Origin of the sequence: Streptomyces dysideae (assembly GCF_001514305.1) — a bacterium.
GTDB lineage: Bacteria > Actinomycetota > Actinomycetes > Streptomycetales > Streptomycetaceae > Streptomyces > Streptomyces dysideae.
The window spans coordinates 295733-312041 of record NZ_KQ949078.1 but is presented as its reverse complement, the minus strand read 5'-3'; the positions used below and the strand labels follow the sequence as shown (position 1 = coordinate 312041).

The window sequence follows — 16309 nt, the reverse complement described above, 5'->3', positions numbered from 1 at the left end:
ACTTCTGCAGGGCTCAGGAGCCGATGGCGCACCCGTCCGCGCGCCACACGGCCACGACCGCCGGACGGACGAGCTTGCCGGGCCCGTCGGGCCAGGTGCTGGCGGGGTTCTCGACGGACGCCCCGTCGATCTCGCCCGGGTGCTGCACGGCGACCAGGACGCGGCGCTCCTGGATGATCGGCCCGCAGGTCTCGGCGCCGGCCGGCATGGTCAGGAACTGCTTCAGCTCACCGCGCCGCGAACCGCGGGTGGCGACGCCGAAGAGGCCGTCGTGGACGCCGAGCTGGGCGCCGTCGGTGGAGATCCACAGGTTGCCGTAGGGGTCGAAGGCCACGTTGTCCGGGCAGGAGATCGGGCTGACCTTGTCCTTCGGGAAGCCCGCGAAGTAGGTCGCCGGGTCGTTCGGGTCGCCGGCGACGAGGAACAGGGACCAGGCGAACCTGGTGCTCTCGGGCCGGTTCCAGCGCTCGGTCAGCTCGAGGACGTGCCCGTGCTTGTTGCTGTTGCGCGGGTTGGCCTCGTCGGGGCCCGCCTTGCCGGTGGCGCCGCGGTCCTTGTTGTTGGTGAGGGCGACGTACACCTTGCCGGTGAGCGGGGAGGGCTCGATGTCCTCGGGCCGGTCCATCTTGGTGGCGCCGACCTTGTCACCGGCGAGCCGGGTGAAGACGAACACCTCCTCGGCGGTCATTCCGTCGACGTGCGAGACGGCGCCCTTCGCGGTGGCGGTGGCCAGCGGAATCCACTCGCCGCTGCCGTCGAACTCACCGTCGGAGGGCAGCTTGCCGGTGCCGTCGATCTCGATGGCTGGGGAGTCACCGGTGAGCTTGGCGACGTAGAGGGTCCCCTCGTCGAGGAGGGAGAGATTGTGCTCGCGAACGGCCCGGCTGGTCCCGTGCTTCATCCGCTTGCTGCTGACGAACTTGTAGAAGTAGTCGAAGCGCTCGTCGTCACCGGAGTACACGACCGGCCGCCCGTCGGCGGTGAGCCGCACGGTCGCGGCCTCGTGCTTGAACCGCCCGAGGGCGGTGTGCTTACGAGGAGTGGAGGAGGGATCGTACGGATCGAACTCGACGACATACCCGAACCGGTGCACCTCGTTGGGCTCCTGGGCGACGTCGAACCGCTTGTCGAAGAGCTCCCACTTGCGCTCGGTGCCGCCGGTGCCGATGCCGTACCGCTTGTCGGTGGCGCGGGTGGCGTTGCCGAAGTACTGGTTGAAGTTCTCCTCGCCGTGGAGGGTGGTCCCCCACGGGGTGGTACCGCCGGAGCAGTTGTTGAGGGTGCCGAGCACCTTCGTCCCGGTCGGGTCGGCGGACGTCTTCAGCAGGTCGGACCCGGCGGCGGGCCCGGTGACCCGGAACTCGGTGGTGGCGGTGACGCGCCGGTTGAGGTGATGCCGGGGGACGGCGGTGAGCTTGCCGGTACGCCGGTCCTCCTCCACAACAACAGCGGAGAGCCCATGAGCAGCCCAGGCGATCTCAACCTGCTCCCGGGTCGGGTTGGCCTCGTCGTAGCCGGCGAACATGAGCACCTCGTCGGTGTACTCGTGGTTGGCGACGAGAAGCTGCTTGCCGCGCTCACCGGGAAGCGGCAGCAGGGAGAGGAAGTCGCAGTTGTACCCGAACTGGCCGGCCTGGGTGGCGGCGGTCTGATGGTCCGGGTCGAAGGCGGGCGCACCGCGCAGGATGGGCTCGCCCCAGCGGATGACGACGTTCTGCTGGTAGCCGTCCGGGACGGTCACGGTGTCGGCGGTGTTGGGGACGACGGGGTTGAAGCGCAGCCCGCGGGCCGCACGGCCAGAACCGGCCGCCTTGGCGGCAGCCTCGCCGGTCGTCGTGGCGGCCTTGGCCTCCGGCACGGACACGGCGGTCCCGGCAGCGGCGGCCACGGTGACGACGGCGGCGGCACGCATCATCGAACGGCGGCTGAGGGCGTCGGCGATCACATCACCGACGTACGGGTTTGCGGTGGGGTTGGGCACCTCGTGGAAACAGGCGTCCCCACACCGGAAACGGCAGGTCATGGCGGACCGCCCGCCGGGATGCGAACCGTTCGAAGTACTGATCAGCGGCAACGGAATGCGCATAATGTCTCTACCCCTTTGACTTCCCCTTGGATGTCGCGTGAGGGACGCTAGGGGCACGTTTGTGCGGGAGCGGGGCCGCACGGTGAACGGAGGGTGAACCTGAGGTATGCGTACGTCAGTTGGGGGCGCGGACCGAGGAAGGCGCATTGCCGCCCTTGACGTGACGGACCCCCTATGCCGCCCCGGCCCAAGATCACCCCGCGGGGCCGCTAACCTTACGTGTCCGTCCTGGCCAGGGATTAACGGGCATCAACTCACGCGAAGGGTTGCGCACATGGGCATTCTCACTCTCCTGCGGAACGCGTTCGGCCGGTCACGCAAGAAGCGGACCGCCGAAGCAGAGGGTGCGGATCGGACGCCGACCCCCTCGCAGACGGTCCCCACCCCGGACCCGACCTCGACGGCCCCGTCCCCGTCCCCCGAACCCGAGCCGACGGCTCCGGCCCCGGCTACGACGCCGGATACGACTCCTGCTGCCACGGCTCAGATCCCGGAGCAGCGCCTGTCGGCCGAGGAGGAGCACGACCTCGTCGCGCTGGCGTTCGACAACGTGGCGGTACCGAAGCCGGGAGAGGCGGAGGAGACCGAGGGGGCTGCTGCGCCGGAGGCCGCGGAGGCTGCGGCAAAGCCGGTGGCGGAGGTGACGCCGAAGGCTGCGGCAATGCCGGTGGCGGACGTGACGCCGAAGGCTGAGGCCGAGCCGGTCGTGGAAGTGACGCCGAAGGCTGAGGCCGAGCCGGTCGCCGGGGAGCCGACGCCCGAGCCGGTCGCCGAGGTCGCGCCGGAGCCGACCGAGGAGCCGGCCGCCGTGGCGGAGGAGCCGACGGGGGAAGCCAAGCCTGCGGCCGAGGAACCGGCCGCCGAGGTCACGCCCGAACCCGAGCCGGAGCCGACTGCCGAGGTCACGCCGGAGCCGGCCGAGGAGCCGGTGGCCGTCGTGGAAGAGCTGGCGGAGGAGGCCGAGCCTGCGGCCGAGAAGCCGGTCGCCGAGGTGACGCCGGATCCCGAGCCGATCGCGGAGACCACGCCCGACCCGGAGCCGACCGCCGAGGTCACGCCCGAACCCGAGCCCGAGCCGGCCACCGAGGTCACGCCCGACCCGGAGCCCGAGCCGGCCACCGAGGTCACGCCCGAACCGGAGCCCGAGCCGGCCACCGAGGTCACGCCCGACCCGGAGCCCGAGCCGGCCGCCGAGGTCACGCCCGACCCGGAGCCCGAGCCGGTCGCCGAGGTCGCGCCGGAGCCGACCGAGGAGCCGGCCGCCGTGGCGGAGGAGCCGACCGAGGAGGCCGAGCCTGCGGCCGAGAAGCCGGTCGCCGAGGTGACACCGGAGCCCACCGACGAGCCCGCAGCCGCCGACGGCGAGGAAGCCCCGCAGGGGCCACCCGCAGTCGACGACGAAAGTGACACGGGTGGTGCGGGTGGGAACACAGAGGCCGAAGGCGAAGCCGAGGCCGTAGTGCCCGCCACCCTCCTCACCGCCTACAAGGCCGCCACCACCACCCTCACCGCCAACAACCTCACCGGCACCCACGCCAAGGTCTACCTCGTCCTGGACCGCTCCGCCTCCATGCGCCCGTACTACAAGGACGGCTCAGCCCAGGCCCTCGGCGAGCAGACCCTCGCCCTCGCCGCCCACCTGGACCCCGAGTCCAAGGTCCACGTCGTCTTCTTCTCCACGGAACTCGACGGCACGGGCGAGCTGACCCTCACCGACCACGAGAACAAGATCGACGAGCTGCACGCCGGCCTCGGCCGCATGGGCCGTACCAGCTACCACGCAGCGGTCGAAGAAGTGGTGACCCACCACGAGAAGTCGGCCGACCCCACCACCCCCGCCCTGGTGATCTTCCAGACGGACGGCGCCCCGGACGCGAAGACCCCCGCCACCCAGTCCCTCACGGACGCCGCGAAGAACCACCCCACCGTGTTCTTCTCCTTCGTCGCCTTCGGTGAGCACGACAACAAGGCCTTCGACTACCTCCGCAAGCTGAAGACCGACAACACGTCCTTCTTCCACGCGGGCCCGACCCCGCGCGAGCTCACGGACACGGAGCTCTACGAGGGCGTACTGGCGACCTGGCGCCCGTAGCAACCCTCAGCACCCCCAGATCGTCACCGGCCGCCCGCTTCTCACCCCGTAAAACGAGAAGCGGGCGGCCCACCCCTGTCGGCTACGATTTCAAGGTTCGCAAAGCAGCAAGAAAACCGACCTGGGAGCAGCCCCCGATGGCTCGACACCTCATCACCAGCGCCCTTCCGTACATCAACGGAATCAAGCACCTGGGCAACATGGTGGGGTCCATGCTCCCGGCGGACGTGTACTCCCGGTACCTCCGCCAGCGCGGCCACGACGTCCTCTACATCTGCGCGACGGACGAACACGGCACCCCGGCCGAGCTCGCGGCGAAGGAGCAGGGGATCCCCGTAGCCGAGTTCTGCGCCCAGGCGCACGACGCCCAGAAGGCGGTCTACGACGGCTTCGCACTGGCCTTCGACTACTTCGGCCGGAGTTCCTCCCCCCAGAACGTCGAGATCACCCAGCACTTCGCCCGCCGCCTCAAAGAGAACGGCTTCATCGAAGAGCGCGCCATCCGCCAGGTGTACAGCCAGGCCGACGGCCGTTTCCTCCCGGACCGCTATGTCGAGGGCACCTGCCCCCACTGCGGCTACGACAAGGCCCGCGGCGACCAGTGCGAGAACTGCACCCGGGTCCTCGACCCCACGGACCTGATCAACCCGCGCTCGGCGATCTCCGGCTCCACGGACCTGGAGGTCCGCGAGACGAAGCACCTCTTCCTGCTCCAGTCGAAGCTGCAGCACGAGGTCGAGGAGTGGGTCGCCCGCCACGAGAACGACTGGCCGCACCTGGCCTCCTCCATCGCCCGCAAGTGGCTGAACGAGGGCCTGCACGACCGCGCGATCACCCGCGACCTGGACTGGGGCGTCCCGGTCCCCGCGGACACGTGGCCGGAGCTGGCGGCGGAGGGCAAGGTCTTCTACGTGTGGTTCGACGCCCCGATCGAGTACATCGGCGCGACGAAGGAATGGTCCGATCTGGACCCGGAGAACAGGGACTGGAAGTCCTGGTGGTACGAGGCGGACGAGACCGTCCGCTACACGGAGTTCATGGCGAAGGACAACGTCCCGTTCCACACGGTGATGTTCCCGGCCACGGAACTCGGCGTACGCGAGCCGTGGAAGAAGGTCGACTACGTCAAGGCCTTCAACTGGCTGACGTACTACGGCGGAAAGTTCTCCACGTCCCAGAAGCGCGGCGTCTTCACCGACCAGGCCCTGGACATCCTCCCGGCGGACTACTGGCGCTACTTCCTGATCGCCAACGCCCCGGAGTCGGACGACTCGTCCTTCACCTGGGAGCACTTCACGGCGACGGTGAACAAGGACCTGGCCGACACCCTCGGCAACTTCGTCAACCGTGTCCTGTCCTTCTCCAAGAAGCGCTTCGGCGAGGAGGTCCCGGCGGGCGGCGAGCCCGGCGAGGCGGAGACGCGGCTGGGCGAGGAGATCGCCCGTCTCCTCGCCGAGTACGAGGAGCACATGGAGTCCCTCCAGTTCCGCAAGGCGGCCGCCGCCCTGCGCGCCCTGTGGTCGGCGGGCAACTCCTACCTGGAGGAGAAGGCCCCCTGGCTGGAGATCAAGACCGACAAGGACGCCGCGGCCCTCACACTCCGCACGGCGATGAACCTGATCCACCTCTACGCGGTGGTCTCGGAACCCTTCATCCCGGCGACGTCGGCCACGATGCGCACCGCGTTCTCCCTGACCGACACTGCGTCTGATCAAAAGCGTGCGGCCTGGATCACCGAAGCCGAGGCGAAGTCCCTGACCACCCTCACCCCCGGCATCCCCTTCACGGTCCCCCCGGTCCTCTTCGCGAAGCTCACGGACGAGGACCTGGAGACCTACAAGGAGCGCTTCGGCGGCGAGCCGGCGTAAGCACACAAGCACCTGACAGCGAAGGGGCCCGGGAAGCGCAACCACTTCCCGGGCCCCACGCCTTTCCATCAGCCCTCTAGCGGAGAACGGCGCCCGTCGTGGCCGTCAGCTCCGTCACCAGGTTCTTCGCCGACGTCTGAAGCCCAGCCGTAAGCGTCGGCTTCCAGTTCACCGTCGTCTTCATCTTCTTCGAGCTCGCGGCGTTGTACGCGGCGACGATGTCCGTCGTCGTGCCGTTGACGAGGTTGCCGCCGCCCGCGACCGAGCCGGTGCCGTCACCGCTCAGCAGCTTGGCGACCTTCGCGCCGGACGGCAGCACCCAGGCGTTGCGCTCGGCGACCACCTGGGCCTTGGCGCGGGAGTCGAGGCTGTACTTGGGGACGTAGCCGTTGAGGTTCGTCGTGTCGTAGAGGTTGTTGTAGAGGTGGACCTGGCCGATGCGGGCCAGCGGGGCGCGCTGGACGATGCCCTTCCACACGTTGTGGTGGATGGTGACCCGCAGCTTGCCGACGCTGTCGGTGTCGCTGCTGCCGATCAGCATCGTCTTGTCGTGGCAGGTGAACACGTTCCGCTCGACGGTCACCAGGTCGGAGCCGTTGGTGATGTCGAGGGCACCGTCGTGGATCTGGTACTTGCGGCCGAAGTACGTCTTCAGCGCCTTGTCGAAGGTCGGCTCGTCGGTGAACGTGTTGTGGTCGGCCCAGACGTTGGTCGCGCCGCGCAGCGTCACCGAGTCGTAGTTCGAGTTCCACTCGCCCGCCGAGCCGTCCGTCGGGTCCCACTGCGGGAAGCAGTCCTCGGTCGCGGAGAAGGTGAGGTTGCGGATGATGACGTTCTTCACGTTCTGCACCTGAAGGCTGCCGCCCTTGATGCCGGCGTTGGTGCCGGGCACGCCCACGATGGTGGTGTTGGCGGGCACCTTGAAGACGATGTTCTTCTTCTGCTTGGCCTCGGCGGCCTGGCGGGCGTTCTCCTGCGTGCCGGACGGCGCCTTCTTGCCGTAGGTGGCGGGGTCGTACGCCTTCAGGTAGGAGGCCGGCGAGTAGCCGGTGCCGGAGGCGTAGCCGGCGCAGGTCAGCTTCTTGCCCGCGTCGTTGGTGTTGGCGTCGATCGTGCCCTTCACCTTGATGATCCGCGGGGCGGTGTCGGAGGCGGACCCCAGCGCCTTCACGAGCTGGGCGCGGGTCGAGACGGTGAAGGTGTGCGCGGAGTCGGCCTTCGCGCCGCCGGTCGTCCCCGCGCCGGAGGCCGCCCAGCCGTCCTTGGCGGGCAGCGTCTGGTGGTAGAGGTCTACGGGGTTGGCGTTCGCGTTCATCACGATGACGCCGGCACCGACGCCTGCGGCCGCGACGGCGGCGGTGACGACGAGGGTGCGCCGCGTGCGGAGGGACCGGCGGTGGGAGGGTGCTGCCACGAGGAGTCCTTACGTGATTGTGGGACACATGCTGTGCGTGGTGAAGCTCCGGTGAACGGCGCTCACGACTCATCAGTGGCCGTGGCTGCGGGGAAGGTTGCCGCCTCTCGCAGAGGAACTCGCAACCCACATCCGGCAGTTCGCGTCCCTCCTCAAAAGCAGGTCGATCGAGTGGGGGTCTCCATGGCGCTGTTCGGGAACGCGCACACCATCAATCCGGGGCAGGCGCAGCAGGACTACGCGCGACTGCTGGGGCACGGGGAACAGGTGCACGCGGCGTTTCTGCTGATCCGCGACACCATCCTGTTCACCGACCGGCGGATGATCCTGATCGACAAGCAGGGCCTCACCGGCAAGAAGGTGGAGTACCACTCCGTCCCGTACCGCAGCATCTCCCACTTCTCGGTGGAGACCGCCGGGCACTTCGACCTCGACGCCGAGCTCAAGATCTGGATCTCAGGGGCCGCGACGCCCATCGAGAAGACCTTCACGAAGGGCGTCGACATCTACGAGGTGCAGGCGATCCTCACGCAGTTCGTGGCGAGGTAGGCTCCCGGCGTCCCAACCTTCAACAAAGCACGAACCTACTTGGCGGTACATGTCAGGATTGCCCGCGTGGGAGGCCGCTGATCCGGACAGCCCGCGAGTCCGCTCCCGCCTGTGGCCGGCGGGGCGGACTCGCGCCATTGGTGAGGCAGCCCTAGCCGCGCCCGCCGGGGCCGCCGCCGAAGCCGCCCTCCGGGGCCTCGCCTGCGGTGACCGTGGCGATCTCGTCGGCGTCGCCGAGCTCCCCGCTCTTGGCGAGGCCGCCCGTGGTCTCCTCGGACGCCGATCCGCCGGAGTAGATCCGGTACTCCTCCCCGCTCTTGACCGCGGAGGACGACAGGACGACGTTCTGGATCGTCTTGGACGTCACGTACGTCGCCACGACCTTGCCGTCGGAGTCCACCACGTGCAGGGTCGTGCCCGCCGCGACGGACGAGTCGAGCGTCGCCGAGAGCCAGCCCTGCTCGGACTCGGTGTCCGGGGCGACGACCATGCCCGCGCTGCCGGCCGCGAGCAGGGTGCCGCCGCTGACCGTGAAGCTGCCGTTGACGTCGAGCGCGCCGTTGCCGTTCATCTCCGGACCGTTGACGACGACCGTGCCGCCGGTGATCTCGGCGGTGCCGTTGGAGTCGAAGCCGTCGCCGTTGGCGTTGATGACGAGGGTGCCGCCGGCGACCTTGACAGAGTAGTCGCCGACGCTCTCGCCGCCGCCCCCGCCGCCGAAGCCGCCCTGACCGCCCTGGTCGTCGGAGGAGGTGTCGCTGGCGGAGGCGTTGACGCCGTCGTCGCTCGACGTCACCGTCGCCGAACCCCCGCTGACCAGGATGTCCTTGCCTTCCAGCCCTTCGTTGGAGTTCGTGATGGTGAGCTTGCCCTTGCTGATCACCAGGTCACCCTCGGCGTGCACCCCGTCGTCGCCCGCGGCGGCCGTCACGGTGGCACCGGCCAGGTGCACGGCCGAGTCGCTGTGCAGGGCGTCGGCGGAGGAGTCGATGCCGACGGTGCCGCCCTCCAGGACGGTGATGACACCCGACTTCAAGCCGTGCGCGGAGGAGTCGTCGGACGCCTTGCTGGTGACGGTCAGCCTGCCGCCGGTGACCACCACGTCCGTCGCCGCGTCGACGCCGTCGCCCTCGGAGGTCACCTTCACGGTGCCGCCGCTGACGGCGATGTAACCCCGGTCCGCGTCCTCCGTGTTGTCGGCCTTGAGCCCGTCGCCACCCGCCGTGACGGTGACGTTGCCGCCGCTCACCACGAGGTAGTCCTTGCCCCGGATGCCATCGTCGGCAGCGTCGACGGTGAGGGTCCCACCCTGGATCACCAGACCGTCGGCGCTCGCGATGCCGTCGTTGCCGTTGCCCTTCACGGTGAGCGAGCCGCTGCCCCCGATCGTGAGGTCGGCGGCGCTGTACAGGGCGGCGTTCGCCTCCGCGTCCTCGGCGTACGAGTCGGTGTCGCCGAGCGTGTTCTCGCTGCCGTCGGCGAGGACGACCACGGCCTCGTCCGCGCCGGCGATGTCGATCGCGGCGCCCTTGGAGTTCGAGACCGAGACACCGTCGAGGATGAGGGTCACCTTCGCGTCGGGGGCGTCGACCACGACCTGCCCGTCGTTGAGGCTGCCGCTGAGCCGGTAGGTACCGGCCGCGGTGATGGTGACGGCGGACCCGTCGACTTCCACCCCCTTCCCCTTGGCGGAAGCGGAGTCACCGTTCAGCTCGATCTCCACGGCCTCGGACGCGTCGGACTCCGTGTCCCCGTCCTTCGCGTGGACGTCCTGGTTGTCGGCGAGGACGGCGGCGGCCGTCTGGCTTCCGTCGGTGGAGGCCGAGGAGGCCGAGGAGGTGGAGGAGGTGGAGCTCGACCCCGCCGCGCTCGACGAGGAGGAACCGGCCTCGGAGGAACACCCGGCCAGCACGGCCGTACCGAGTACCACCGAGGCGAGGGCGGCCACCAGCTTCGTACGAACCCTTCGTGTCAGTCTCATGCGGGACTCCCGTTCGATATCAGTGCCGTCGGAAAGTGGCGCCGCAGGACGGGCAGCCAACGGTGTGCGGGCAGTTCGGGGCGCAGGGCGGCGAGCCCCGCGCCGTACTTGGAAACCGGACAGGGCCGGTGCTTCAGGGACCACAGCAGCCGGTCGGCGCCCGAACCGGCCCGCCCCGACTTGGTCTCGACGATGGCCCGGTCCGGGGTGCGCAGTTCGGTCCCGTCGGGAAGAGCCCAGGTCAGGTCGGTGTCGACGGTGACGCGGCTGCCGCTCGCGGGCAGGAACAAGGTCATACGCCGGTACGACGTGACCAGCGAGGGCGCGAACCGGAACCCGTCGGAGTTGATCCCGGCCCCGGCGAGCACCTCGTCGGTGTACGCCCGGGCCGCGGGGGCGAGCCGCCAGGCGTCCCCCTCGTACGGGATGCGCTCCTTGACGGTCGTACCGCGCGGGCCACGTGTCTTGACCTCGAAGTACCGGTCACCGGAGTCGAGATAGGTACGGACCCGGAGCTTGAAACGGCGCCGACGGCGTCGGGCGGCGCCCAGGTAACCGTCCAGGTCGGGGGTGTCGAAGTAGACGGACCGGTACCCGAAGCGCCGCTCGCCGGCCATCTCCAGGACCTGTACGTCGTTCCCCAACCCGGCGAGGAACAGAGGAAGTTCGTGCGCCGGCAGCATGTACTTGCGGTCCAGTCGGGTCAGCAGCGAGGCGCGTTCCACGAGTTCGTCGAGCCCGATGGGCCGCAGGGTGCCGACGACTCGGGTGAGGGAGTCGGTGGCGGTCACGCCCGAACTCCCTGCCGGGTGACGGGGGAACCGGTCTCCTGGGGGATCCGCGTGCCCTCGGTCACGACGTACCGCACCTCGAGCTGGGTGGTGTCGTTGACGAGGTCGACGCTCTTGACCGAGAGGTTCACGACGCGTCCGCCCAGCAGCACCTCGAGGTGGGCGCGCAGGGCGTCCTCGTCGGTGTACGCGGAGTCGAGTTTCAGGCTCTGCTGCCGGTGCCGGCCGAAGAGGCGGGGGTGGTCGCCGACGTACATGGTGAGGACGATCAGCCCCATCAGGGCCGTCGTGAGGACGTTCACGCTCGTGGGGAGCCCGGCGAGGAGTCCGAGAGCGAGGGCGGAGAAGTAGTAGGCGATCTCATGCTGCGCGATCTCGTACGACCGGAGCCGGATGATCGACAGGACCCCGAACAGCCCCATGCCCAGCCCGATCCCCACGGACGCCGAGGTGAGCGTCATCGCGACGGCGAGGACCCCGATGTTCACACCGAGGAAGGCGGCGATCAGGTCCCGGCGGTGGTGGCGGGGGAAGTAGACGCCGAAGGTGAGCAGGGAGATGGCGGCGAGGTCGATGGCGACAAGGACCAGCTGATTCATGGCGGTTACCGCTCCCCGGGTCTGTGGTGACGTGGGCTGTTCGGGCTCATGTCCATGACGATCGGGGAGTGGCCTGTGAGAACCCTTTGCGTTCCCTTAACCAGCCTTGAGAAATACCAGAGGGGAAGGTGAGGTGAACTACACCTGTACGGCGGCATGGTGGCACCGCACCGACCCGGATACGACCGCGATAATCGGGGCCACCACGCAACCCCCGCACCGCCACCTGCTGACCGACGTCCTCACCGTCGGCGCCCGCTACCCACTGGTCCTGGCCGGTGACTGCGCGGTCCGGGCGCATGGCCTGACCGCACGGCGTGTGACATCGTCGGCGTCGGCGACATCACGGACGACGGCAGGTCGGACTGGTCTCCCGCGACACCAGCGGCAACGTGTGGCGCAACAGCGGGGACGGGAAGGGCTCGTTCGGGCCGCGCACGCAGATCGCGAGCGGGTGGGGCGGCTACAAGGCCCTCTCCTGACCGGCGAGTTGAACTCCTGAAGGCTCCCTGGGTGAAGAATCCCCGGGCGCCTTTACAATTCCCGCGTGATGTCGGCGCACGGATGGTGCGCCTGGGGTGGAGGGGACTCACATGGGCAGATGGGGCACGGCTGCGTTCGTCGTCGTCAGTCTGATCGGGGGTGCGCTGCTGCCGGCCGTCCCGGCGGCCGCCGTGCACGGGGCCGTCCCCGGTGACTTCAACGGCGACGGATACCGCGACGCGGTGCTGCCCGCGCCGGGTGCGAACGTGTCCGGCAAGGAGGCGGCCGGTGCCGTCGTCGTCCTGTACGGCTCGTCGTCGGGCCTGTCCGCGGGCCGCCGCAAGACCATCACGCAGAACACGTCCGGGGTGCCGGGCACGGCCGAGGCGTACGACCGCTTCGGCGCGGCCACCGCGACGGCCGACCTGAACCGGGACGGGTATGCCGACCTGGTGGTGTCGTCGCCGTACGAGGACACGGCGAAGGGGACCAACGCCGGTACGGTGACGGTGCTGTGGGGTGGCAGGAGCGGGCTGACGAACGGGACGAATCTGCCGGCGCCGTTCGCTGAACCGCGCTACTACGGGCTCGACGTGGCCGCTCTCAGTACCGGCGGGGGCGTGCGGACGCAGGTCGTGGTCGCCGGATATGAGGGGTCCGTGCACTTCGAGGGGCCGTTCAGCCGCACGGGCACGTACGGTTCCGCCACCGAGAACCAGGACACCGCCTCCGTCGAAAGCGTCGCGCTCGGCGACTTCAACGGCGACGCTCTCCCGGAACGGGTCGTAGCGACCACCCGCCTCGACGGCCTGAGCGGTGGAGAGATCCACATCAATCCGGTGCTCCCGAACGACCCGCTGCCGGGCAACGGCCTCATCGCCGCCACCGGTGACCTCAACGGCGACGGATACGCCGACCTCGTGGTCGGCGACCCCGACGACCCGGACACGGCGGGCGTCGACGGTGCGACCGGCGGGCGCGTCCTGGTCTGGTACGGCTCGGCAGGCGGCATCGCGACCGACGCGAAGCCCGTGCAGATCACGCAGAACACGCCCGGCGTCCCCGGCGGGAGCGAGAAGGGCGACGCGTTCGGCGCAGCCCTCGCCGTGGCCGACCTGAACCGGGACGGGCTCGCGGACATCGTGATCGGATCGCCGTACGAAGCCATCGGCACGACCCGCCAGGCCGGTCAGGTGACCGTCGTCCCGGGCCTGCGTACCGGCTCCCTCGGCACCGGCGCGTACGCCTTCACACAGGACACGGCAGGCGTCCCGGGCGGCTCCGAGCTCCAGGACTTGTTCGGTACGACCGTCTCCGCGGGCGACATCAACAAGGACGGCAAGCCCGAACTGTTCGTCGGCGCTGCGGGCGAGAACAACTTCACCGGCGCGGTCTGGGTGTTCCCGGGCGGCTCCTCCCGCCCGACGACCACGAACAGCCGCATGCTCACGGCGAACGCGGTCGGCCTCACCCAGCAGAACGGCACGCTGCTGGGCGGCAACGGGCTGCTCTGGGTCATCTGACGAACCGCCCGCGTCCGGCCACCGGCCTCGCTGCTAGCATCCGCACGCTTGTGCGAGGGCGTGGGCCCTCGCGGGGGAGGGAAACACACGTGGGCAGAATCGCCCTGTCGCGCCGTCGTCTCGCGGTCGCGATCTCTTCGGTGGCGCTGGCCGTGGCGGGCGGCGCCGTTCTTCCGACTACGGCCGTCGCGGCTCCGGTCGCGCCCTGGACGTCGGCCACGGCCATCACCGGCACCGATGTCAGCACCTCCGTGCTCGACGTCGTCACCGCCGCCGACGGGTCGGCCGTCGCGCTGTGGAACCAGTTCGCCGGTGTCGGCGGTGGCGAGCGCACGCTGTACGCCGCCGTGCGCCCGGCCGGCAGCGACGCATGGGGCACGCCGACGCCCCTGGCGACGACGCCGAGCGAGGCCGGCGGCGCCCAGTTGCACGCGTCCGCGGACGGCACGGTCACCGCGCTGTGGGTGGAGCACCCGGACAACACCGGGCCGGGCGACACCAACCTCGGCATCCGGCTGGTCAGCTCCGTACTCGCGGCCGACAAGTCCGGCTGGTCCGCACCCGCCGAGATCGTCGGCACGGACGCCGCCTGGTCCGACGCCGGCATCGACCTCGCCGAGGCGCCCGACGGCACGGTCACCGCCGTATGGACGACCCGGGCGAACTCCGCGGCCCACGCCGAGGTCCACGCCGCCACCCGCGGCACCGACGGCACCTGGACGGATCCCGTCCAACTCAGCACCGCCGCCACGGACGGGGCCGACTTCGCCGCCAATCCGAGCGTCGCCGTCACCACCGACGGCACCGCTGTCATCGTCTACAAGCAGTGGGACGGTCCGTCCGCCTCCCTGTACGCGGTCTCCCGCGCGGCCGGTGCCACCGAGTGGTCCGCCCCTGTCGCCGCGACCGGCAGCTACCAGTCGGTCGGTGACCCCGAGGTCGCGGCCGCCGACGACGGCTCACTCACCGTCGCCTGGCCGGGCACCGACGAGTCCGAGTCCACGTCCATCCTCACGGCCACCCGGAGCGGCGAGGGCACCTGGTCCGCGCCCGAGACCGTGACCGCCACCGACAACCTCGCCGACACCCCCGAGCCGCTCATCGCGCCCGACGGCGACGTCACCCTCGTATGGGTCGACTACACCAGCACCTTCAGCGCCCGCACCGCCACCCGCGAGGCCGACACCGGCACCTGGTCGGCCGCACGGACGCTGTCGACGGCGTACGCCTCCGAGCAGTACGACGCCGCGATCGGCGCCGACGGCACCGTGCACGCCCTGTGGAGCCAGTCCGGGACCCTGCGGGAGGCCGTCCGCAGCGACGGCACGTGGACCAGCCCCAGCCAGCTGCCGGGCTCCTCCAACGCATACGTCCTCGGCCACATCAGCGTCGGCGCCGACGGCGCCGCCACCGCCGTCTGGTCCGGCGCCGCGACCGAGAGCAGCGTCGGCCGGCTGTACGGCTCCCGCACCGCCTGGCCCACCCTCGCCGTCAGCGCCTCCAGTGTCCCGACGACGGCCGCGCTCAAGGGCACCACCGCCACCAGCACCGCCTGGGCACCCACCTGGACGCTCAGCCGCCCCACGTCGTCCTGGTCGGTGACGATCACCGACCGGGCCGGCAAGACCGTCCGGAGCCTCACCGGCACGACCGGCGAACTGAAGATCGCGGCGACCTGGAACGGCCGTACGGCATCCGGGAGTTACGCCCTCAACGGGCCCCTGACCTGGACGCTGCGCGCCACCCAGGAGGGCGCGGCCTCGGCCGTGAAGCTGGCCTCCGGCACGGTCACCGTCGCCGGCGGCGCAGCCGTTCTCCGTGACTTCTCCGGCGCCTCCGCCACCCCCGACGGCACCGGCGACCTGCTCACCCTCAACTCCTCCGGCGCCCTGACATGGCAGCTCGGCAAGGCGTCCACGGGCACCTTCTCCGGCAAGGTCAGCGGAAGCGGTTGGACGACGACCGTCAAGGCCGTCCCGGTCGGCGACCTCAGCGGGGACCGCTGCAACGACGTCCTGGTCCGATACAGCAGTGGCGCCCTCCGCCTGTACAAGCCGGGCTGCGGCAAGGCCGTGACCCCGTCGACGTCGTACACCACCCTCGCGAGCAGCGGCTGGACCCAGTACAACGTCCTGACCTCCCCCGGCGACGTCAGCGGCGACGGCCGCCCGGACCTCATCGCGCGGAACGCCTCCACCGGGGCCGTCTACCTCTACAAGGGCACGAGCACCGGCAAGCTCGCCTCCCGCGTGAAGCTCTACGACAACTGGAAGGGCTACAGGAAGATCGTCGGCGTCGGCGACATCACCGGCGACGGCATCGGCGACCTGCTCGCCCAGGACTCGTCCAACACCCTGTACCGCTACAACGGCACGGGCACCGGCACCTTCAAGGCCCGCACCAAGCTGTTCACCAACTGGGGCGGCTCGTACAACGCCGTCATCGGCGTCGGCGACATCACCGGCGACGGCAAGGCCGACCTGGTCTCCCGCGACAGCAGCGGGAACCTGTACCGCAACAGCGGCGACGGCAAGGGGTCCTTCGGCGGGCGTACGAAGATCGCCACCGGATGGGGCGGCTACAAGTCCCTTTTCTAGCCGATGACTTGAGTCACCAAGGCGCCCGGCGACTGGATGTCACCGGGCGCCTTTACATTCCCCCGCCTGTGGAGTCGGCGCACAAATGGTGCGCCGGGGGATGAGGGGATGCACATGACCTCCACCGGCGCCGTCTGGATCATCTGACGGTGCGGTCCGCTTGGACGTGGTGGAGGAGGGCGGCGAGGCCGGTGGGGGTGACGGGGAGTATTCGGGTGGGGTCGTCGCTTTCGCGGAGGAGCAACGAGTCGTCCCGGAGGGCAAGTTCGACGCACTCATTCCCGTCGGCACCGCCGGAGAACGACGACTTCTGCCACTGGATCACG

General features: G+C 70.0%; 11 protein-coding genes. 5 read left to right on the top strand and 6 right to left on the bottom strand.

Annotated features, from left to right (window positions below; translation table 11 throughout):
• Positions 1 to 13: 13 nt before the first annotated feature.
• Positions 14 to 2086 (bottom strand): PhoX family protein, encoded by a 2073-nt coding sequence (locus AQJ91_RS09805; protein WP_067018520.1) that lies wholly within the window; start codon positions 2084 to 2086, stop codon positions 14 to 16.
• A gap of 274 nt (positions 2087 to 2360) precedes the next feature.
• On the opposite strand from AQJ91_RS09805, the gene AQJ91_RS09800 reads away from it, so the two are divergent.
• Together AQJ91_RS09800 and metG are read left to right on the top strand one after the other, a co-directional pair.
• Positions 2361 to 4178 carry a VWA domain-containing protein gene (locus AQJ91_RS09800; RefSeq protein ID WP_067018518.1) on the top strand — a complete coding sequence of 606 codons (1818 nt, stop codon included), beginning with the start codon at positions 2361 to 2363 and terminating at the stop codon, positions 4176 to 4178.
• A 137-nt stretch (positions 4179 to 4315) separates the two neighbouring features.
• A complete protein-coding gene (gene metG / locus AQJ91_RS09795; protein WP_067018516.1) occupies positions 4316 to 6046 on the top strand; it encodes a methionine--tRNA ligase in 1731 nt (576 codons plus the stop codon).
• A 76-nt stretch (positions 6047 to 6122) separates the two neighbouring features.
• Here metG and AQJ91_RS09790 read toward each other — a convergent pair whose 3' ends face one another.
• On the bottom strand, positions 6123 to 7460 hold the full coding sequence (locus AQJ91_RS09790) for a pectate lyase family protein (protein WP_067018514.1): 1338 nt from the start codon (positions 7458 to 7460) through the stop codon (positions 6123 to 6125).
• Positions 7461 to 7643: 183 nt separating this feature from the next.
• Between AQJ91_RS09790 and AQJ91_RS09785 the strand changes: the two genes are divergently transcribed.
• Positions 7644 to 8009, top strand: coding sequence for a PH domain-containing protein (locus AQJ91_RS09785; protein ID WP_067018512.1), 366 nt, complete (start codon positions 7644 to 7646; stop codon positions 8007 to 8009).
• A gap of 151 nt (positions 8010 to 8160) precedes the next feature.
• Here AQJ91_RS09785 and AQJ91_RS09780 read toward each other — a convergent pair whose 3' ends face one another.
• Genes AQJ91_RS09780 through AQJ91_RS09770 form a run of 3 tightly spaced genes read right to left on the bottom strand, consistent with a single transcriptional unit; the run spans position 8161 to position 11380 of the window.
• Entirely contained in the window at positions 8161 to 9990 is a 1830-nt protein-coding gene (locus AQJ91_RS09780) for a carbohydrate-binding domain-containing protein (protein ID WP_067018510.1), read from the bottom strand.
• The gene (locus tag AQJ91_RS09775) at positions 9987 to 10781 is read right to left on the bottom strand and encodes a polyphosphate polymerase domain-containing protein (protein ID WP_067018507.1); all 795 of its coding nucleotides are present in this window, start codon (positions 10779 to 10781) and stop codon (positions 9987 to 9989) included. Before AQJ91_RS09775 ends, AQJ91_RS09780 begins: the two co-directional genes overlap by 4 nt.
• Complete coding sequence (locus AQJ91_RS09770; RefSeq protein ID WP_067018506.1) at positions 10778 to 11380, bottom strand: DUF4956 domain-containing protein; 603 nt, start codon at positions 11378 to 11380, stop codon at positions 10778 to 10780. The genes AQJ91_RS09775 and AQJ91_RS09770 overlap by 4 nt, the downstream gene beginning before the upstream one ends.
• Positions 11381 to 11973: 593 nt before the next feature.
• Between AQJ91_RS09770 and AQJ91_RS09765 the strand changes: the two genes are divergently transcribed.
• Entirely contained in the window at positions 11974 to 13386 is a 1413-nt protein-coding gene (locus AQJ91_RS09765; protein ID WP_067018503.1) for an FG-GAP-like repeat-containing protein, read from the top strand.
• Positions 13387 to 13475: 89 nt separating this feature from the next.
• Positions 13476 to 15983, top strand: a complete 2508-nt coding sequence (locus tag AQJ91_RS57310; RefSeq protein WP_067018501.1) for an FG-GAP-like repeat-containing protein — start codon at positions 13476 to 13478, stop codon at positions 15981 to 15983.
• Positions 15984 to 16122: 139 nt separating this feature from the next.
• Here the strand turns inward: AQJ91_RS57310 and AQJ91_RS09755 are convergent, their stop codons facing one another.
• The gene (locus AQJ91_RS09755; protein ID WP_107122390.1) at positions 16123 to 16308 is read right to left on the bottom strand and encodes a DUF397 domain-containing protein; all 186 of its coding nucleotides are present in this window, start codon (positions 16306 to 16308) and stop codon (positions 16123 to 16125) included.
• Between the last annotated feature and the right edge of the window lies 1 nt (position 16309).

Coding starts and splice junctions, on each gene's coding strand:
- AQJ91_RS09780 (WP_067018510.1), bottom strand. CDS start 9,990: ATGAGACTGACACGAAGGGTTCGTACGAAGCTGGTGGCCGCCCTCGCC.
- AQJ91_RS09805 (WP_067018520.1), bottom strand. CDS start 2,086: ATGCGCATTCCGTTGCCGCTGATCAGTACTTCGAACGGTTCGCATCCC.
- AQJ91_RS09800 (WP_067018518.1), top strand. CDS start 2,361: ATGGGCATTCTCACTCTCCTGCGGAACGCGTTCGGCCGGTCACGCAAG.
- AQJ91_RS09785 (WP_067018512.1), top strand. CDS start 7,644: ATGGCGCTGTTCGGGAACGCGCACACCATCAATCCGGGGCAGGCGCAG.
- AQJ91_RS09765 (WP_067018503.1), top strand. CDS start 11,974: ATGGGCAGATGGGGCACGGCTGCGTTCGTCGTCGTCAGTCTGATCGGG.
- AQJ91_RS09770 (WP_067018506.1), bottom strand. CDS start 11,380: ATGAATCAGCTGGTCCTTGTCGCCATCGACCTCGCCGCCATCTCCCTG.
- metG (WP_067018516.1), top strand. CDS start 4,316: ATGGCTCGACACCTCATCACCAGCGCCCTTCCGTACATCAACGGAATC.